We start from the raw sequence: 20,174 nt of genomic DNA, 5'->3' as shown, positions 1-20,174 counted from the left end.
TTCGATGACTAAGAGCAGTATTTTCCAATGATGCAAAAATACCGCTCTTCGCTTGACTAGTCTTTATGTTATTTCAGATCGAAGCGATCCGCGTTCATGACCTTCACCCAAGCCGAGATAAAGTCGCGAACGAACTTCTCCCGATTGTCGTGTTGGGCGTAAACTTCCGCGATGGAGCGCAGAACGGAATTCGAACCGAACACGAGATCGAAAATCGTCGCCGTGCGGACGACCTCGCCCGTCTTACGATCGCGTCCTTCGTATACGCCGCCCTCCGCAGGCTTCCACTGCACTCCCATGTCCAGCAAGTTAACGAAGAAGTCGTTCGTCAGCGTGCCTACGCGGTCGGTGAACACGCCGTGCTTGGTGCCGCCGAAGTTCGTGCCCAGAACGCGCATGCCTCCGACAAGCGCGGTCATCTCCGGAGCGGTAAGGCCTAGAAGCTGCGCTTTGTCCACGAGAAGCTCTGCCGGATTGACGCCGTAGTGCTTCTTCTGGTAGTTGCGGAACCCGTCGGATATCGGCTCGAGAACGGCGAAGCTTTCCGGATCCGTCTGTTCTTGGGTCGCGTCGCCGCGTCCCGGTGCGAACGGAACGGAGACGTCGAAGCCCGCGTCCCGGGCCGCTTTCTCTACCGCGGCGCTGCCGCCGAGGACGATCAGATCGGCCAAGCTGACTTTCTTGTCCAGATCGCTTTGGATCGCTTCCAGGATCGGAAGCACCTTGGCGAGCTGCTCCGGCTGGTTGACCTCCCAGTCCTTCTGAGGAGCCAGACGGATGCGGGCGCCGTTCGCGCCGCCGCGCTTGTCGGAGCCGCGGAAGGTGCTCGCCGAAGCCCAAGCCGTCGTGACCAATTCGCCGATCGTGAGGCCCGATTCCAGAATCTTCGCTTTGATCTCTTCGACTTCCGAATCCGTTAATTCGTAGCCGGCGGCAGGAATAGGGTCTTGCCAGATCAGCTCTTCCGAAGGTACTTCCGGTCCGAGGTATCTCGCGCGAGGGCCCATGTCGCGGTGCGTCAGCTTAAACCAAGCGCGAGCGAACGCATCCGCGAACTCTTCGGGATTCGCATGGAAACGGCGCGAGATCTTCTCGTATTCCGGATCCATGCGCAGCGCCATATCCGCGGTCGTCATCATCGTCGGAACGCGAATGGACGCATCCTCCGCGTCCGGCGCGAGATGCTCCGGAGCCGGATTGACCGGAGCCCACTGATGGGCGCCCGCCGGGCTCTTCGAGAGCTCCCATTCATAGCCGAACAGCAGATCGAAATAGCCGTTGTCCCACTGGGTCGGATTCGCGGTCCAAGCGCCTTCCACGCCGCTGGTGATGGCGTCGCGACCCTTGCCGGAGCCGTGCGAGCTGATCCAGCCCAAGCCTTGCGCTTCGATCGGCGCCCCTTCCGGTTCCGCTCCGACCAGCGAGGCGTCTCCCGCTCCGTGCGCCTTGCCGAACGTGTGGCCGCCGGCCACGAGAGCGACGGTTTCTTCGTCGTTCATTCCCATCCGCTTGAACGTGTCGCGGATGTCGAACGCGCTCGCGAGCGGATCCGGCTTGCCGTTCGGACCTTCCGGGTTTACGTAGATAAGGCCCATCTGAACGGCGGCAAGCGGATTTTCCAACTGGCGTTCCCCGGTATAACGGTTATCTCCGAGCCATTCCTTCTCCGCGCCCCAATAGATGTCTTCTTCCGGGTGCCAGACGTCCTCGCGCCCGCCGCCGAAGCCGAAGGTCTTGCCTCCCATCGATTCGATCGCGACGTTGCCCGTAAGGATGAACAAGTCGGCCCAGGAGATCTTATTGCCGTACTTTTGCTTGATCGGCCACAGCAATCGGCGGGCTTTATCCAGGTTGCCGTTGTCCGGCCAGCTGTTCAGGGGCGCGAAGCGCTGCGAGCCGGATCCGGCCCCGCCGCGTCCGTCGAACGTGCGGTATGTACCCGCCGAGTGCCAAGCCATACGGATAAAGAGCGGACCGTAATGTCCGTAATCGGCCGGCCACCAATCCTGGCTGTCGGTCATCAGATCGCGAAGATCCTGCTTAAGCGCTTGGAAGTCCAGCTTCTGGAACTCCTCGGCGTAATCGAAATCTTCTCCCATCGGGTTCGACTTGCGGTCGTGTTGATGAAGAATGTTCAAATTCAGTTGGTTTGGCCACCAGTCTTTGTTCGACGTACCGCTCGACTTGTGACTTGTAGCGCTTCCATGCATAACCGGGCACTTTCCCGCGTTGCCGCTTACCAAAGCGTCCATTGCTACCTCTCCCAACATTTTAAAATTAATAGTTAATTAAAATGACTACAATCTAATATATATACTCAATCTTAATTTAAAGCAATAGCCTTAATTAAATCTTCATGGAAAAACCGTCGGCTTTACTTTTATATGAGGGAATTGACTTTACCATTAATAATTGGATGTTCATTCCCCGAAATCCTTTCGTTCCCGGAGGAAAAAAAGAGAACTCCCGAAGCGAACGGGAATCCTCAAGCGGGCGGACCTATCCAATTAGGGAAACGTGGTTTTCTTCCTGTACGTTCTGCCCGAGAACCCACATGAAGTACAGCGCCTTGGACGCTTTCGCTCGGGTCACGGCGAGCTTGGGCTCGAACTCCGAGCCGTTCATCATCCTGCCCCGGGCGATTCCCTTCTCCGAGCGAATCAACCCCATTGCAGGGAAGCTCCGTCATGCTCGGGCGCCTCCTTATTCCGTTGTGCCGGTCCGCTTCGAGAGGCGGAACCAGTCGGACTCCATATAGCCGCCGCCGGCTCCGGTCGCGAACAGCCCAAGCTTGGCGCCGACCCAATGGCCCTCCGAAGCCGGGAAGGCCGATACGGGAATCGCGGCGCAGGAGCCGCCGTCCAAGCCGTAGCCGAACGAGCAGCTCGCATCCGAACGTACCTCGACCCGGAGGCGAAGGGATTCGGTCGCGCGCAGGCTCGAAGACCAGATTTCCTTTTCTCCCGTCTTGTCTCCTTCCGCGAGAAACAGGGTAAGCGGTCCGTTCGCATCGCCGCCGGTCGATCGGCGAACGGCCAGACGGCAGTATCGGTAGCCGAATACGATCAAGCCGCCGCTGTCCCCGGCATTCAAGCCGGCGGGGTCCACCTCGCATTCCGCTTGGAATTCGGGAGCCGGGAACTTCTGAAGCAGCAGGTTCGGCGACAGGTATAGGCCGCTTGCTTCCGCCGGCGCCGGCACGGCATACAGCCGAATGCGGCCCGGACGCTCCGAGAGGCTGTACCAGCTCTCCCGCGGATTCGCCTGCCATTGCCATTGCAGACCGAGCTTCGGCGAGTCGAATTCGTCGGAGGCCACGGGTACCTCTACCGGGTAAATGCGTCCTACGTCGGGCTTGCGGCAATGGAGCACGGGCTCTCCGATCGCTTCTCCTTGTCGCCTCTCTCCCATCACCGGCCAGTCGTTGTCCCAATGCATGGGTTGAAGGTGAACGACCCGACCGTAAGGTCCCTTGTCCTGAAAATGAACGAACCAGGATTCGCCCGATTCCAGCTCGACCCACCCGCCTTGGTGCGGACCGTTAACCGGCGTTTGGCCTTGATGAAGCACGATTTTGTCTTCGTAAGGACCCCAGATGCTCGTCGAGCGGAACACGGTCTGCCAGCCGGTCGCTACGCCGCCGGCAGGCGCGAAGATATAATAATAACCGTTGCGCTTGTACAGCTTGGGACCTTCGAGCGTCGGGTGGTTCTCCGTGCCGTTGAAGACGATCCGGCCTTCATCCAGAAGCCGTTTGCCGTCGGCCGACATGCTGCACAGGTTCAGCTTGTGCTTGATGCCGCTCCGGCTGTGAGCATAGGCGTGAATGAGATAAGCCCGGCCGTCCTCGTCCCAGAACGGGCAGACGTCGATCAGCCCCTTGCCCGGCTTCACGAGATGCAAGGGCGACCATTCTCCGGCAGGATCGTCGGCCGTCGTCATCAGGATTCCGACGTCGGGATCGCCGTAGTAGATCCAATACTTCCCGGCATGGTAGCGCAGGCTCGGTGCCCAGATCCCGTTCCCGTGCCGGGGCAGGTCGTACCCGTCCAGCGGCATGCGGGGAACGGCATGATTGATCAGCTTCCAGTTGACCAGGTCCCGGGAGTGCAGGATGGGCAAGCCGGGCAAGTGGCCGAAGCTGGATGCCGTCATATAGAAGTCGGAACCGACCCGAATGACGTCCGGATCCGAATAATCCGCGTGCACGATCGGATTGAGGTAAGTGCCGTCGCCCTGGTCGGGAACCCACGGATGCCGCGTCATGCGAATTCTCCTTGGGGAGTCTCCAGAAGGCGCTCCATCTCGAGGGAACACAGTAACAATGGAGCGATTCCCATGTAATGATCGGAGACGACGGCCTCGGAGATGTAGTAATCGAAGGTGCCGTTCCGATCCTTGCTTAGTCCCGCTCCGTTGCAGATATGATGGAGATGAACGCCGTCGGCGTCCTCCGTGACAAGCCGCTCCAGAATCCCGTTCCACCCCTTCAGCACGGCCTCGCGGAAACCTCCGCTCAGATAACCTAGGCGAAGCGCCTTGGCCATCGCGTAGACGAACATGACGGAGCCGGAGGCTTCCAAATAATTGCCTTTGCGGTCCCCTTGATCGAGGACTTGGTACCACAAGCCGCTGGCCGGATCCTGGACGCGGACAAGCGCGTGGCACATTCGCTCGAAGATGCCGATGATCGTGCCGCGCTTCGGATGAGCGACCGGGATATGGTCCAGGCAATCGACGACCGCCATCGCGTACCAGCCCATGGCCCGGCTCCAGAAGTTCTTGGACAAGCCCGTGGTCGAATCCGCCCATTCCTGCTCGCGCGACTCGTCCCAGCCGTGATAGAGGAGACCGGTCCGTTTATCGCGGGCCCGGCGCTCGATCAGCAGCAGCTGATGGGCGACCTCGTCGGTAAGCTCCGGCCGTCCGAACGTCTTCGCGTACTCCGCCAGGAACGGGGAGGCCATGTACAGTCCGTCCAGCCACATCTGGAAGGGGTATATTTTCTTGTGCCAGAAGCCGCCCTCCGAGGTGCGGGGCTGGCCGATCAACTGGGCGGCCAGCGTATCGGCCGCCTTGGCGTAGCGTGCGTCTCCGCCGCGTTCCAGAAGCATGAACAGGTTTTTGCCTTGATTGATTTGATCGAGATTGTATTCCTCCAGCGAATAGGTGCCGATCGTGCCGTCTTCGGCAATATAGTAATCCATGTGCAGGCGCATAAAATCGAAATAGCGGTCGTCGCCGAGCTGCGCGCCCGCCCGCGCCATCGCCATCAGCAGCATCCCCGGAACATAAGCCCATCTTTCGAGCGGATAGGGATGGTAGCCGTCTTCCCGGCACTGCCTCATGATCGTGTCCGCTATTCTCGTCGATAACTTTGCCGCTTGCTTCGTCATCTTTTCCGCTCCCATCCTTATTCTCCTCTTGTCGTGTCTGAAGGCGCCGCCAACTGCTCCCGAAGCCAGGCGTAAGCCGGCCCCCCGTTGATTTCGTGCCCGCCCTCGAAGAAGTCCGCTCGAACCGCGTCAGGAGCTCCCGCCTCGGCATAAATCCGCTTCAGCTGCTCGAGCGCTTTGACGGCAGGCTCGCGCGGGAATACGCGGTCCTTGTCTCCCGATTCCAGGAACAATCCTCTGGGCGAGATCAGTCCCAACAGCTCGGGCATCTCCGCCTCCGGCAGAATGCCGGGAACGTAGTTGTCGAGGCAGTGGTTGCGATCCAGGATGCTCTCCTCGAACAGGCTCGCGTACCCGCTGACGACGGCGCAGCGGATTCTCGGATCGAGCGCCGCCGCGAAGCCGGCCACGAGGCCGCCGCCGGAAATGCCCATGATCCCGATTCGGTCGGGGTCTACTTCGGGCCTGTTAAGCGCGTAACCGACGGCGGCCGACGTCTCGCGCACCCGCAAGCCGGCGATCGTTCTTCCGGTCATCAGCAGATGAACCGCCAGCCGGAAGCACGAGGATTGGCCCGGCCCCTGCCGGATATCCTCCTCCAGCCTTCGGTCCCCGAAGCCGATCAGCTCCGGCGCGATCGCGACGAAGCCTTCCCGCGCCAGCGATACGGCGAAGTCCTTGTGCAGCCCGGGCTCTCCCGCCCGCTCCGTCCCGTCCGGCTCCAGGCCGACGATCTCGCGGGCTCCGTAGCCGTGTCCGTGAAGCGCGATTACGGCCGGTGCCGGACCTTCAGCCTCGCCCTTCGCCGGTATCAGAACGTAGACGCGCATCCGAAGCCCTTCGACCGTCCCGATCTCCACGAGCTCGCGGGTGTACCCTTCGCAAGCTTTCCGTTCCAGCAATTGCGGCTCCGGATCGCTCGCGGCTTCCGGGAAGCTTCCGAGCAGACGGCCGAAGGCGGCGGTCAGCCTGCTTCTTGCTTCCTCCGTAACCGGCAGGCCGCGAGTTTGTCTCGTTTCCGCCGCCTGCCGCTTCAACTCGTCCAGGTAATTCTCCAGCTTCATTGCGATTCGCCTCTCCTTCCTATAGCGTCTAGGCGCTCAATACCCTTCCGGGTGCCAGCCGCCGAAGATTTCGATGATCCGATAGGCTGCCGCTTCTTCGTCGGACAGCTGCCTCGACCAGGGGACGCGGCTCTTCGCGTCGGCGCCCGGACCGGCACTGGCATACTCTTCGTACCGGCTGGTCTCCTCGCGGTCCGGCTGCCCCCAGTTGTGCCAGCCTTCTTGCGCGACGGACCGGTCCATGCGCGTCCGGATAAACGCCACGTGCGCATAGGGCCTCCACGGCCTGCCCAAGTAGACGTCCCGCACGCCTTCTCCGCTCGTAATCTCGCAATCGAGAAACACGTAGCCGAACGCCGTTCCTTCCGGCGTCGATGCGGCGGTAATATAACCGCGGGAGCGCTTGTTGTGCAGCCTGCACCGGTCGAACACCGCCGTCGCGGCGCCGAAAATATAATCGACGTCCCCTTCGATGTAGCAATCGTTGTAGTACTGCATGCCCTTGCCCGTATAAAGCGTATCCTGATCGCCCAGCAGCGCGACCCGGCGGAAGACCGCTCTGCCGGCATCGACGAAGGCCGCCACGGCCTGGCCGGTGCCCGGTCCGGACGCGTTGCGGATCGTCAGATTCTCGGCCGTGAACGACTCGGCGAATACGTTCAGCGTGCCGGAGCGGAACGTTCCGAGCGGCTGACCGTCCGCGCCCAGCGTATGGGCGTTATCCGACCAGGTCAGGATCGTCCGGTCCCGGTCTTCCCCCAGAAGCAGAATCGGCGGGGCCGTTGCCGGAATCGTGACTTTCTCTTCATAGACGCCGGGCTTGATTCGGATCGTTGCCGGGGCGCCTCCTTCCTTCGCAATCGAGTCGACGGCGTCCTGCAAGCGGCTAAAATCGGCATCTCCTTGAACGGATACGGTGATCAACACGGCTGCTCTCCTTCCCAATACGAACGGTATTCATTATAATCTAGGATCAAGACCAAGTGGCCGGATTCGGAGGTACGACATGTCTTCTATATTGGACGACCAAGAGCCCCCTAAATATTACCTCGACGGCGGAAGGATCAGCCTCCAGCGCATCAAGCGCCGCGGAGCGACGGCGATGCCGCGGCCGCACAGCCACGAGTCCGTCGAGCTGTACTACTTGCTGGACGGCGAACGGGTGTACTTCGTGGACGGAAAGGTGATCACCCTGCGCAAGGGCGAGCTGATCGCGATCGCCGAGAACGTCATTCATTCGACGGCAAGCTCCGAGATCGCCGAATTCGAACGGGTGCTGATCCATTGCGACCTGTCGGCCCTCCCCGAATCTCTTCAAGGGTTAAAGCTGTTCGAAGACGGCGAGCCGTTTCGCGTATTCGCGCTCAACCTTCGCGAACGCGAGGAAGCGGAGCGGCTGCTTCGAAGGATGCTGGAGGAATGCGCGCTCGCGAAGCCCTATTACGAGCCGTGCTGCTTGTCGCTGCTCGCGGAGCTGGCCATTCTGCTCGGGCGTTCCGACCGGGCGGCGGCCAGCTCTCCCCGCGATTCCCTGCACGCCAAAGTATCGGAGATCGCCGAATACCTGCAACTGCATTACCGGGAATCGTTGACTTTGGCCGATACGGCCAAGCACTTTTACTTAAGCAGCTCCTACCTGAGCAGGGTGTTTCATCGGCTGACCGGGTTTCATTTTCGCGAGTACATTCTCCATCTGCGCATCCGGGAGGCGCAGCGTCTGCTGGCCCATTCCCGCAAGAGAATATCGGACGTCTCGCTGGACGTGGGCTTCGAGCATCTGTCCCACTTCAACAAAGCGTTTAAGCAGGCATGCGGCTTGACGCCCATGCAGTACCGCAAGAAGGCGAAATCGGAGCCAAGCGGCCAAACCGATATCTAGCGAAGCTCCGTATCCGTGCAGGCATGGAGCCGGATGTCCGGTTCGGTCTCGACGCGGAGCCGTACCCCTCTAAGCGTCAGCTTGTCGGCATGGCGCGCGATTACGCCGTTAACCGATTCCGCCGCGAAATCCTCCACGGTCAGGTTGCTGAGCGGCATCTCCGGCAGCCCGTTGATCAGCAGCGCGGTCTGCGCGCCGATGCAGGCGATTTCGCGCAGCGTGATGTCGCGGAAGATCGGCGTCGCCTCCGATACCTCTTGCGGCCGATCGTCATGCCCCTCGGAGCCTTCCTTGCCCGCGTAGAACAGATGGAAGGATACCGCTTCGAGAGGGATGCCGGACATGAGGATCCGCTCGATGACGATATCCTCCACGACTCCGCCGCGGCCTCGCGCGCTTTTGAAGCGGATGCCGATGTCCGTATTCATAAACCGGCAGTCCGACACGCGGACCGCCCGGACTCCTCCCGACATCTCGCTTCCGATGACGACGCCCCCGTGCCCGTGATAGACCGTGCAGCCCCGGACCGTGACATATTCGCAAGGCAAGCCGCGCCGCCGACCCTCCTCGTCCTTGCCCGACTTCAGGCAGATCGCGTCGTCGCCGACGTCGAACGTGCAGCCCTCGACGAGCGAATGCCGGCAGGATTCCAGGTCCAATCCGTCCCCGTTCTGCGAGTACCAAGGATTCAGCACGCGGAGGTCCCGAACCGTCACTTGCTCGCAGTCCATCAAGTGGAGGCACCAAGCCGGGGAGTTCTGGAACGTCGGTCCTTCGAGGCGGACGCGCTTGCAGCTTCGCAGGCTGAGCATGGCCGGGCGCAAATATGCTTTCGCCGGTTCGTAAGCCTCGGGATCCGTCACTCCTTGCTCCCGCAAGCTCCGTACGAGATTTTCCCCCTCCATAGCCTCCGAGGAAGGCCACCACATCTCTCCGTCGCTGCTCAACGCGCCGCCGGACTGCGTCAGCTTCCGCCACTGGTCGTCCGTCATCTTGAAGCGCTTAACCGGCCTCCAGCCTTCTCCGCAACCGTCGAATACGCCTTTGCCCGTGAACGCGATATCCTCGAGCTCTTGTCCGTCGAGCGGAGATTGGCAGCGGACGGCCGCTTGTCCTTCGAATTGGGAAGCGATCAGCGGATAGAGGACCGGATTCGCTTCGAAGCGCACGATCGCGCCCTCCTCGGCATGCAGCTCCAGACGGCTGCGAAGCCGGATCGAACCCGTGCGCCATAGGCCCGGCGGAATGACGACCCGTCCCCCTCCCGCCTCGGCGCAATCGTCGATAGCCCTCTGGATAGCGTCCGTGCAGAGAGCGAACGGATCGGGTTCGTTCACATAATCGGATAGAGAGAAGCTTCTGTCCGGAATGTCCGGCAGCATCGGTGTCGGATACGCGGTTTCGTTCGTCTTGGTCATCGGTTTCTCCCCTCCCTTACGCTTCCGCCGGCTCGTAGGCGAACCAACCGAAATCCGCGTGACGGCCATTCCCCGCTTCCCGGCCTGTCGCGTACATTCCGATGTAGGCTCCGGTAAAACCGCCCGCCGCATCGGTGCTCAGCAGGGTGCCGTCCGCGCCCTCGTACAAGGCCCGCCACTGCGGCGCGCCCCGCTCCTTCCAGAAGAAGGAGTAAGATTGGCCATGCGCCTCCGCTCTCAGCTCCAGCTCGTCACCTTCGAAGGCGGATGACGCCAGCACCTTCTCTTCTCCCCGCTTCCGCTCCGTCAATCGGACTTCCGATATGCCGTCGTAAAGTCCATACGTCATCCGAAGCTGAAAATCGGCGTTCTGCAGCAGGACGAGACCGGCCTGATCCCCGTCCTTTGCCGGCGCGAAGCGCATGCCGGTTTCGGCGCGGAAGCTCATGTGCTGCTGCCTGCGGCCCACGAAGGACGGATTCTCGTTCTTCGCGATGGATTCCGGCTTCAGCCGCAGCCTTAGCGAACCCGGGTTGTCCGAGAGCGACCAGAAGTCGCCGCGCGGCGTCCGGATGAAGTTCCAGCACGGCGCGAGCTCCGACTCGTCGAAGTCGTCCCGTGCCGCCGGCTGCGGCCACGGCGTCTCCGGCAGATCGGGCGCCTCTCCTTCGAGCTCCACCCTTCCTTGGCCCGGATTGACGACGGGCCATCCGTCCTCCCAAGCGACCGGCACCAGGAACGTTTCCCGTCCTAAATTGCGATAATAGCCGCCGTAGGGTCTAGACCCGAGGCACACCATCCACCAGTCGCCTTTCTGCGTTTCTATCAACTCGCCATGGCCGATATTGACGATAGGATAGCCCCGGCCGAGATGGCGGTGGGTCAGAATCGGGTTGCCTTTATAGGCCTCGTAAGGTCCGGTCGGCGAAGCGCTGCGCGCGATGGTAATCGCGTGCGTATGGCCCGTGCCTCCCTCCGCGATCATTAGGTAATAATAGTCGCCGATTCGGTACAAATGCGGCCCTTCCTGGGCATGGGCGACCTTCAGCGCCCCGCGCCAGAGGCTCGTCTTCGGCCCGACCAGCCTGCCGCTCGCCAGGTCCAGCTCCTGAAGCCAGATGTCCATCTCCTTCGGATAAAGCTGGCCTTCCGGCGGCACCCGGTTGCCCGTGTAGTAGACCTTGCCGTCCTCGTCGAACAGCAGCGACGGATCGATGCCGGGCGCGTCTTCCAGCCACACCGGGTCGGACCAACGGCCCGCGGGATCGGTCGCCGTGACGTAGAAATTGCGGCACTCCGTCTCATTGGTTACGAACGTAGTGATCATATAGAACACGCCGTCATGATAACGAAGCGTGGGCGCCCAGATGCCTCTGGAGGGATGGATGCCGTCCAGATCCAGCTGAGAGGGCCGGTCCAGCACATGGCCGATTTGGCGCCAGTTGACGAGATCCTTGCTGTGGAAGATCGGCACCCCCGGAAAATACTCGAAGCTCGAGGTAACCAGATAGTAGTCTTCTCCGACTCTGATGGCCGAAGGATCCGGATAAAATCCGCTAAGTATGGGATTTCGGAACGTTCGCATGCTGCCGCCTCCATTGCCTGATGTAAAGAAGCAGCTTAAGTATAGTTCATGAAAACGCTAAAATGCTGACACTTCTATGCCCATTTTTCGTTTTTTTATATTTATATGTCCGATTCACTCTCTTTCCCTCTCAATTTACAGTTAACTTTCTCCGAGTCTCCATGTATAGTAAATCTACAAAGGAGCGATGGTCATGAATGGGGAAAGACGGTTAAAAATCCGGTTTTTCATGAGCTTGACGTTAATCTCGATCTGTTCGGTGCTCGTGCTGGCTACCGCTCTTTTTTTCTGGTTCCGCGGGAAAACCGTCGATTACGTCAACAAAGCCAACGACAGCGTATTGCTGAACACGGAGACGGTATTCGCGAAATACATGGAGTCCGTCCAGAACTATACGTTGGCTTTCTATCGTCATCCGAACATCAACTCCGTCATGCAGAGCGGCGACAGCAGCTGGAGCGACCAGCTGTTCAGCGCGCTTAGCCAAATCAAAGGAACTCTTACCGTCAACCCTTATCTTGAAAACGCTTATATTATGGGAAAAGACGGACCGGTCATGATGTTCGAGAACAGTCCGCTCAGCGAAGCCTCGAAACGCGAGCTGTTCGAGCGGGTCCGGGACGGCCTGATCAAGGAGTCTCCGTTCGTCTGGAACGCTACCCTCAACAACGGCGCTCCGGTTACCGTCATGATGACGTATTACAACGACAAGGTGTACGCCGACAGCGAATATACCGGCGCCATCGCGATCATGACCAATCTGGGCAAGCTGCAGGAAAATATCTTCACGAACGTCGCGGGAGGAGACACGCGTTATGCCGTCCTAAGCTCGGAAGGGGGCGTTCTGATGCAGAGCAATCCTTTCGGCGCCGAATACGAGGATGAGCTGCTGCAGCGGATCGTCCGCGGGAGCCGTCCATCCGGGACCCTGATCTGGAAAACCGATGACGGCCGCAAGGAATTGATCACGTATCGATTGTCCCCGGGACAGAATCTCTGGTTCCTCTCGGAGACCTCTTACCGGAACAGCGTCCGCGATATCTCCAATGCCATGACGCTCATGATCGCGCTGTGCGTCGGTCTGGCCGCCGTCGCTTCCGGCGTAGCCGCCTTTGTCTCGCATCGCATGTACAAGCCGATCGGCACCTTGTTCGGCCATATTCGGAGCTTGTCCGGCGAGCGCCTCTCTCTAACGAGCGCTGGCGGCTTCGAGGAAGCGAACCGGGAGCTGGAGCGGATCGCCGGCCGGTTCGGCGAGCTGAAGCGCGAGAACGAGGACAGCGCGCTGCTCTCATGGCTTACTACGCCTTACCGTTCCGGCGAGGAGCTGCCGTCCGCGCTTCCGCTCCTTAAGAACTCTTCCGGCCATGCCGCCTTCTTCGTCGCGGTGCTGCAGTTGGAAGCCGCTTACGGCGATGGCGGAACGAGCTCGGACGCGGCGGATCGGTTAGACGGGCTTAAAGGCCTTCCTCGGGTAATCGAAGGGCTGTTCGAAGGAACTTGCGCATGCCGGGGCTTCTTCCCCAACCCGGGAACCGCCGTTCTGATCGTCAGCGAAGCGAGGGAAGGCAGCTTCGGAGATCAAGGCATCTCTCGCGAACGATGGGAGCAATTGGAGCAGTCCGTCCGGGCATGGCCGGGGACGCGATGCCATATCGCCATCAGCCGGCTGTCCGACGATCCTTCCCAATTGAAGGCGATGTACGAGGAAGCCCGCGACGGCATGCAGTACCTGAAGTTCCAATACGGGACCCCTATCGTCTACGCGGAAGAAGCCGCGCTTCTATCGGATGAGGCCATGCCGGACGACGCGCTGGAGAAAGTCCTTCAAGTCGTTCGCGATCAGAAGCACGAGATGATCCCTCGCGCGGTGGAACGCGTTCTCGCGGAAGCCGGCGGCTACCGCGCGGAGAAGGCGACGGTCGCGCTGTCCCGCCTCGCTTCGGATCTCTCCGCCATCGCGGAGAGCGGAGTGGCCGGCGGCCACTCGAGACACGCGGATTTCCTGGAGCATTATCAGCGAATCTGGAGCTTCTCCAGCTACGAGGAGCTGAGGGCTTGGTTCGAGCAGCTCTGCTTCCGGGCATACGAGATGCTGAAGGCGCGGAACGCCGTGCAGACCCGTGACGTCGCCGGGGAAGCCATCGCCTACATTCGTAAGCACTTCGCCGACCCGACGCTCTCCCTTAACCTGCTCGCGGACAAGCTCGCGATCAGCCCGCCTTACCTAAGCCGATTGATTACGGAATCCACCGGCAGCAGCTTCCCCGACTTCGTCAATTTGGTCCGGCTGGAGCATGCGCGCGAGCTGCTCGTGTCGGAGCTCGAGATGGACATCCGGGCGATCGCCGAGAAGTCGGGCTATGGCAGCAGCACGTACTTTACGACCTTGTTCAAGAAACGGTACGGCATGACGCCGACGAAGTGGAGACTCAATCATATCGTGCAGCACGGTGAATAAGACGTGCCCCGAGTCAGCGGACTCGGGGCCATTTTGCTTTTTTAAGCCTTTTCAGTTTTTTGAAGGTCGGCTCCCGCTTGATTTTTTAAGCGATTTCATTTCTTTATGATGGCGCTTCCACGGCGAGTTCAATAAGCTTGATGCAGCACAGCGCTTTCGGCCCCGCATCGATGCGAAGCGGCTTCCGCGCTATCAACCAACTTAACGAATAAGGAGTGAATCTCGATGTCGGAAGAAGCTTATCGCCTGTCCGGAACGAAAGGCCGCGCCAAGTCCAAATGGCTTCGAACGCTTCGCAACGACAGCTCGCTTTACCTGCTGGCCCTGCCCGGCGTGATCGCGCTGATCCTGTTCGCTTATCTGCCGATGAGCGGCCTCATCCTCGTGTTCAAGAATTACAATTACAACGGCGGGATCTTCGGGAGCCCCTGGGCGGGCTTCGATAACTTCGACTTCTTCTTCTCCAGCATGGACAGCGCCCTGCGGGCGACGCGCAACACGGTCATGCTGAACGTGCTGTACATGCTCACCGGCACTTTTTTCTCGGTCGCACTGGCCATCGCCCTTAACGAGCTGAGAAGCAAAGGCTTTATCAAGGTTACGCAAAGCGTCATGTTTTTCCCTTACTTTATCTCCTGGATCGTCATCGGCGCCATCCTGTTCTCGCTGCTCGACTTCGAGAAGGGGATCGTCAATAAGCTGCTGGAAGCGATCGGGCTGCAGGCCGTCGACTGGTACGCGCATCCCTGGCTGTTCGTCGTCATTCTCGTCCTTGCGAATATCTGGAAAAGCGCGGGGCACGGAGCCATCATTTACTACGCGGTGCTGCAGGGGATCGATACGTCCTATTACGAGGCGGCTCGGATCGACGGCGCATCCCGGTGGCAGTTGATTACCCGGATTACGCTTCCGATGCTGATTCCCTCTATTATATTGCTGACCTTGCTCGGCATCGGCGGGATGCTCAAGGGCGACCTCAGCATGATCATGGGCGTGACCTTCCTCAATCCGCTGCTTCTGCCGACCACCGACATCATCGACGTCTTCGTGTACCGGACGGCTATCCGTTCCGGCGAGTTCGGCTTCGCTTCGGCGATAACGCTCTATCAATCCGTCTTTGGCTTCCTGCTCGTGCTGATCGCCAACAAGCTGGCCGGCTGGTACGACCGGGACAGCAAACTATTCTAGGAGGAGTGCAACATGGCGATCCGGGAAAATAAAACGCTGCTGATCATCTTCTACGTCTTCATCGGTCTGTTCGCTCTCGTCTGCTTGGTTCCGTTCGTCCTCGCGGTGTCGGGCTCGCTCTCGACCGAGACTGAGATTGCGGCGAACGGTTACTCTTTTCTCCCGCAAGGCTTCACGTTCGACACCTACAAGTTCATGTTCGGCTCTAAGTCGGAGGAGATCGTTCGCGGATACTTGAACTCGGTCATGATAACGGCAATGGGCACCGCATCCGCCGTGATCGTGACGTCCGCTTACGCCTACGTCATTACCGCCAAGGGATTTCGTCACCGCAACGTGTTCGCTTTCTTCGCTTACTTTACGATGCTGTTCAGCGGAGGAACGCTGCCGTGGTACATTCTGGCGACGAAATATTATCACTTGGACAATACGCTGGCGGGACTCTTCGTTCCGTACTTGCTCAACGTCTTCCTGATGTACTTGCAGGCCAACTACTTCAAGAGCATTCCCCATGAAGTCGTCGAGTCGGCCCAGATCGACGGCGCGGGGCATTACTTGATCTTCTTCCGCATCATGCTGCCTCTCGGCCAGGTCGGGCTCGTCACCATCTCGCTTTTCTACGCGTTGCAGTTCTGGAACGACTTCTTCCTGCCTCTTATGCTGGTAACGGACGAGAAGCTATTTACGATCCAATATATGATGTACTATATGATGGCGAACATTCAGTTCCTCGCTTCCGGCGCCGCATCCCGAATCAGCGGAGCCATCATCGCTCCGCCGCTGGAAACGGCCAAGCTCGCCATGACCTGCCTGACCGTGCTGCCGATCGCGATCCTGTACCCGTTCCTGCAGCGCTATTTCGTCAGGGGCATTATCGTCGGTTCCGTCAAAGGCTGAGCATTGCGTCTTCTTTCAATAAAACCTAAGCGTTTTCAGGTTTTTTAAGGCCGCAGATCCCTTGTTTTTTAATGTTTTTAAGATTCTTGAGATAGCGATCGCACGGCTGAAAGCGTATTCTGAAATCGCTTTCCCAGAACAAATAAAACTTAGGAGGTCATGCATTATGGCACGTCGCATTACCTGGTTCTCGCTGCTCGCCCTCGTTCTCTTCCTGTCCGCGTGCAGCTCGAATTCGAATGACGGAGGTTCGGCAGGCTCTGGTTCTCCCTCAGGCTCGTCTTCCTCGGAGGCATCGCCAACGCCCGGCGATCCGACCCAGGCCGACTTCTCCGAGCCGGTTAAATTGAAGCTCGTGTTCTACACCGGCCAATCCAAGCGGATGGCGGAGCTGGCCGGCAACGAGCTGAAGGATCTCGTCAAGAAGGAGATCAATGCCGAGCTGGAATTCGTGTACCTGCCTTGGTCCGAATACGGCGGCGGCAAGACCGATCTCATGCTCTCCTCCGGCGAAGAGTTCGCGGCTTACACGGACATCAATTACCTATCGAAGTCCGTGTCCAAAGGCCTGTACGCGGATCTGACGCCGTACGTCGACGCCTACGCGCCGGATTTGAAGAGCAACGTCGCGGCCGCTTCGTTCGACGCCTTCAAGCTGAACGGCAAGCAATACGCGATTCCGGTCGGCAACCGGGCGAGCTCGGCCGCCTTCTACAGCGTGATGGTTCGCCAGGACCTGCTCGAGGAAGTCGGCATGACGTCGATCGGCTCGCTTGCGGACTTGGAGCAATACTACGACAAAGTCCATGCCAAGTACCCGGACATGATCGGCTTCGCGTCGGCGGACGCCACCTACATGCTGATGTACGAATACACCGACAAGAACTTGAATTGGATCAACAACTTTATCGCAGTGAACGAAGCCGACCAAGACGATAAGCTGATCAGCTGGTACGAATCGCCCGAGTTCAAGAAATACGCCGATCTAATGAACGGCTGGTACAAGAAGGGGATCATTCCGAAGTACGCGGTCACGAACCAGCCGCAGCTGATGTCCGACTGGAACGCGGGCAAGGCCATGTTCTTCACCGGGACCGCCACCCGTCCGATCGAAGGCATCGCGGGGATTACGAAGGCGGTTCCGACGGCCAAGCTTCAGAACTACTTCCTGAGCAAGAACGACCGTCCGAAGATCAGCCGCGGCACGTATAACACCGCCTACTTCGTATCGGCCAACGCCAAGCACCCCGAGCGGTACGTCGCTTTCTTCAACCTGCTGCAGAAGAACCAAGAGCTGTACGATTTCTTCACTTACGGCATCAAGGACAAGGACTATACGCTGGACGAGAACGGGCGCGTCACGAAGCTGACCTCCGACTTGTTCTTCGACGACTGGATGATGATGAACGATAAATTCATGCGCTTCGAGAAGAGCGTGCCGGACGACTTCATCGAGCAGTACAAGCATTGGGACGACGACGCGATCCTGTCCAAGACCGCCGGCTTCAACTTCGACAACACCGCGGTCAAGAACGAAGAGTCCAAGCTCAACGGCGTCTTCACGGAATTGGTCGCGCCGATCGCCAGCGGCTTCGTCGATTACGACACCCACTTCCCTAAGACGCTCCAGAAGCTGAAGGAAGCCGGTCTCGACAAGTACATCGCCGAATATCAGAAGCAGTTCTCCGCTTGGTACGCCAGCAAAGCTGAATAAGCAAGCCAAAAAAACGCTCGCTCCGGGATAACCCGGAACGAGCGTTTTTTCAGTTCGGCAGAATGAGGAAAATCTCTCCTGCGCTAGTAGGAAGCTCGATCCTTCCGTTGTCGCTCCGAATCGCTGGAATCGGACTCCCGTCCTCTCGAACCGCTCGCACGGGAATGCTCGCCTGCAGGCGAAGCGTATGACCGTTAGTCGACGTTACCCGCGCCCGTGCCAGACAGCCCTCGCTCCATTCCAAATCGATTTCGAAGCCGCCTCGCGCGCGAAGTCCGGAAACCCGTCCGCTCGGCCAAGCCTTCGGCAAAGCCGGAAGCAGATGGATATGGTCCAGATGGCTTTGGAGCAGCATCTCGGCTATGCCGGCAATGCCGCCGAAGTTGCCGTCGATCTGAAACGGCGGATGATTGTCGAACAGGTTAGGCAGCGTCGACTTGCTCAGCAGCGCCATCGTGTGGTCGTAGGCCTGATCGCCGTCAAGAAGACGCGCCCAGAAGTTAATGATCCAGGCTCGGCTCCACCCCGTATGCCCCCCGCCGTTGGCCAATCTCTGCACGAGAGTCTCCTTGGCCGCTTGCGCGAGCTCCGGAGTCGCGTCAGGGCTGATCGCGGTGCCCGGATGCAAGGCGAACAAGTGGGAGATATGCCGATGACCCGGTTCCATCTCCTCGTAATCTTCCAGCCACTCTTGCAGCTGGCCGTGCTTGCCTACCCGCATCTTGGGAAGGCGAGCCAACGTCTCTTCCCACTGGCTGCGTTCTTCCTCGTCCGTATCCAGAATCAGGCTGGATCGAATGCAGGCGTTCAGCAGCTCCGTGATGATCTGCGTATCCATCGCGGGTCCGTAGCACAGCGTTCCGGATTCCCCGTTCGGAAGGCGATAGACATTCTCCGGCGAGACGGACGGATTCGTGACGAGATACCCTTCGGGACTCTCGACCAGGAAGTCCAAGAAGAACAATGCCGCTTCCTTCATCGTGTCGTAAGCGCGCCGCAGGAACCGTTCATCCGGATTAAACAGATAATGCTCCCACATATGCAAGGTAAGCCAGGCTGCTCCCATGACCCACTGCGTCGCGGGACCATAGATATCCTGCGGAGCGGTATCCGCCCAGATGTCCGTATTATGATGCGCCACGAAACCCCGGCAGCCGTACATCTCTTGAGCCGTCGCCCTTCCGGTAACCCTCATGCGTTCGATCAGCTCGAATAAAGGCTCGTGGCACTCCGCCAGGTTGCAGGTCTCCGCCGGCCAGTAATTCATTTGCGTATTGATGTTGATCGTATACTTGCTGTCCCAAGGCGGCGTCATGGAGTCGTTCCAGATGCCCTGCAGATTCGCCGGAAGCGAGCCCGGCCTGCTGCTGGAGAGGAGCAAATATCTTCCGAAGTGAAAATACAGCGTGACCAGCCCGGCATCCTCCGCCCCCTGCATCACCTTCTCTAGACGCCGCGCAACGGATCGTTCGTTCTCCGATCCCGTTGCCGATGCCAGTTCAAGCTTTACTCTTCGGAACAAAGGCGCATAATCCTCAAGGTGTCTCTTCCTTAGCCCTTCGAACGGCTGACCCGCGGCACGATTCAAGATATCCAAGCATTGACGTTCGGGCTCTTCGAAGCGAAACGTAGTCGCGACGGCAAGGATGAGCGTAACGGCGTCCGCCGACTCCACGAAGAGATGTTCTCCGATGACCTTTGCGCTGCCTCCGGTTGGAATCGCTTTGACGGCGGCCGTATAGGCAAGCCCGTCTCTCCCGCCGCAGTCGTTGCTCATCAGGATCGTATCCGTCCCCTCCCTAGAGGACCGGTCCATATATCTCCCTTTATTCCGCTCGAAACGAGCATTGAACGATAAAGCGCCGGGACGGTCCGCTTCCAGGCGGATGACCATCGCTTGATCCGGAAAGCTGCAGAAGACTTCCCTGCGATACTTCACGCCGCCGATTTCGTAAGCAGCCGACGCGATGGCTTTCTCCAGATCGAGCTCTCTGCGATAATGCGAGACCTCGTCTTCGGGATGATCGAAGCAGAGGACAAGATTGCCCGCCGTCAAATAATGCCGCTCGCTTCGCGGCGTAGCGGATAGAGCCGCCTCGGCCAGCCGGTGAGCCTCCTTGAGCTTGCCTTCGAACACCAATCTCCGCACTTCGGGAAGATGGGCCAAGGCGTCGGGATTGACCCGGTTTCTCGGCCCTCCGTACCAGACGGTATCTTCATTGAATTGAATCAATTCTTCCTCAACCGTTCCGAAGACCATGCCGCCTAATCGGCCGTTCCCTACGGGCAACGCCGAATTCCAGTCGTTTGCCGGCTCTTCGAAATACATTAAAGTTTCCGCGGATAGATTCATTCTTCGCTCTCCTTTATCTCGCGTTCAGGGGCAGTCCTTACCAGTATAGTTCATGAACTCTCTTATTTCTTGGGTCAGCCGTGTGAGATTTTCATCTATTTATATATTTTTGTCCTCGAAGCTTCTCAAGGAGCGAAGGCGGATTGGGGGAAAACGCCAAGCAGCCCGATGACGACGGATCGTCACCGGGCTCACGTGTACAAAAAGCGGCATCTCTGC

Annotated in this window: 14 protein-coding genes; 5 read left to right on the top strand and 9 right to left on the bottom strand. The window is 59.2% G+C overall.

Annotated elements, in window-relative coordinates; translation table 11 throughout:
• Positions 1-68 precede the first annotated feature (68 nt).
• From katG to H7B67_RS16530, 6 genes are all read right to left on the bottom strand, one after another.
• Positions 69-2,252, bottom strand: a complete 2,184-nt coding sequence (gene katG / locus H7B67_RS16555; protein ID WP_185120969.1) for a catalase/peroxidase HPI — start codon at positions 2,250-2,252, stop codon at positions 69-71.
• 247 nt (positions 2,253-2,499) lie between these two features.
• Positions 2,500-2,670, bottom strand: coding sequence for a hypothetical protein (locus H7B67_RS16550; RefSeq protein ID WP_185120968.1), 171 nt, complete (start codon positions 2,668-2,670; stop codon positions 2,500-2,502).
• A gap of 33 nt (positions 2,671-2,703) precedes the next feature.
• Positions 2,704-4,266: a glycoside hydrolase family 43 protein gene (locus H7B67_RS16545; protein WP_185120967.1), complete on the bottom strand. Its 1,563-nt coding sequence runs from the start codon at positions 4,264-4,266 to the stop codon at positions 2,704-2,706.
• Positions 4,263-5,411, bottom strand: coding sequence for a glycoside hydrolase family 88/105 protein (locus H7B67_RS16540; RefSeq protein WP_245363902.1), 1,149 nt, complete (start codon positions 5,409-5,411; stop codon positions 4,263-4,265). The genes H7B67_RS16545 and H7B67_RS16540 overlap by 4 nt, the downstream gene beginning before the upstream one ends.
• 2 nt (positions 5,412-5,413) lie before the next feature.
• Positions 5,414-6,460 (bottom strand): dienelactone hydrolase family protein, encoded by a 1,047-nt coding sequence (locus H7B67_RS16535; protein ID WP_185120966.1) that lies wholly within the window; start codon positions 6,458-6,460, stop codon positions 5,414-5,416.
• Positions 6,461-6,496: 36 nt separating this feature from the next.
• The gene (locus tag H7B67_RS16530) at positions 6,497-7,387 is read right to left on the bottom strand and encodes a pectinesterase family protein (protein WP_342592595.1); all 891 of its coding nucleotides are present in this window, start codon (positions 7,385-7,387) and stop codon (positions 6,497-6,499) included.
• Positions 7,388-7,466: 79 nt separating this feature from the next.
• Here H7B67_RS16530 and H7B67_RS16525 point away from each other — a divergent pair, with 79 nt between their 5' ends.
• Positions 7,467-8,339, top strand: a complete 873-nt coding sequence (locus H7B67_RS16525) for a helix-turn-helix domain-containing protein (RefSeq protein WP_185120964.1) — start codon at positions 7,467-7,469, stop codon at positions 8,337-8,339.
• Here H7B67_RS16525 and H7B67_RS16520 read toward each other — a convergent pair.
• On the bottom strand, positions 8,336-9,757 hold the full coding sequence (locus H7B67_RS16520) for a glycoside hydrolase family 28 protein (protein ID WP_185120963.1): 1,422 nt from the start codon (positions 9,755-9,757) through the stop codon (positions 8,336-8,338). The genes H7B67_RS16525 and H7B67_RS16520 overlap by 4 nt on opposite strands.
• Before the next feature lie 16 nt (positions 9,758-9,773).
• Complete coding sequence (locus H7B67_RS16515) at positions 9,774-11,342, bottom strand: glycoside hydrolase family 43 protein (protein ID WP_185120962.1); 1,569 nt, start codon at positions 11,340-11,342, stop codon at positions 9,774-9,776.
• Between the two features lie 193 nt (positions 11,343-11,535).
• Here H7B67_RS16515 and H7B67_RS16510 point away from each other — a divergent pair, with 193 nt between their 5' ends.
• The 4 genes from H7B67_RS16510 (at position 11,536) to H7B67_RS16495 (ending at position 17,602) form a co-directional block, all read left to right on the top strand.
• Positions 11,536-13,803, top strand: coding sequence for an AraC family transcriptional regulator (locus H7B67_RS16510; protein WP_185120961.1), 2,268 nt, complete (start codon positions 11,536-11,538; stop codon positions 13,801-13,803).
• A 225-nt stretch (positions 13,804-14,028) separates the two neighbouring features.
• A complete protein-coding gene (locus H7B67_RS16505) occupies positions 14,029-14,991 on the top strand; it encodes an ABC transporter permease (RefSeq protein WP_185120960.1) in 963 nt (320 codons plus the stop codon).
• A 12-nt stretch (positions 14,992-15,003) separates the two neighbouring features.
• Entirely contained in the window at positions 15,004-15,888 is an 885-nt protein-coding gene (locus tag H7B67_RS16500; RefSeq protein WP_185120959.1) for a carbohydrate ABC transporter permease, read from the top strand.
• A gap of 166 nt (positions 15,889-16,054) precedes the next feature.
• Positions 16,055-17,602: a DUF3502 domain-containing protein gene (locus tag H7B67_RS16495; protein ID WP_185120958.1), complete on the top strand. Its 1,548-nt coding sequence runs from the start codon at positions 16,055-16,057 to the stop codon at positions 17,600-17,602.
• Positions 17,603-17,651: 49 nt separating this feature from the next.
• Here H7B67_RS16495 and H7B67_RS16490 read toward each other — a convergent pair whose 3' ends face one another.
• A complete protein-coding gene (locus tag H7B67_RS16490; RefSeq protein ID WP_185120957.1) occupies positions 17,652-19,955 on the bottom strand; it encodes a glycoside hydrolase family 95 protein in 2,304 nt (767 codons plus the stop codon).
• Between the last annotated feature and the right edge of the window lie 219 nt (positions 19,956-20,174).

The sequence above is a fragment of the Cohnella thailandensis genome, from assembly GCF_014212135.1.
In the GTDB taxonomy this organism is placed as follows: domain Bacteria; phylum Bacillota; class Bacilli; order Paenibacillales; family Paenibacillaceae; genus Cohnella; species Cohnella thailandensis.
The sequence above is the reverse complement of the archived record's forward strand: the minus strand, read 5'-3'. Positions and strand labels throughout refer to the sequence as shown.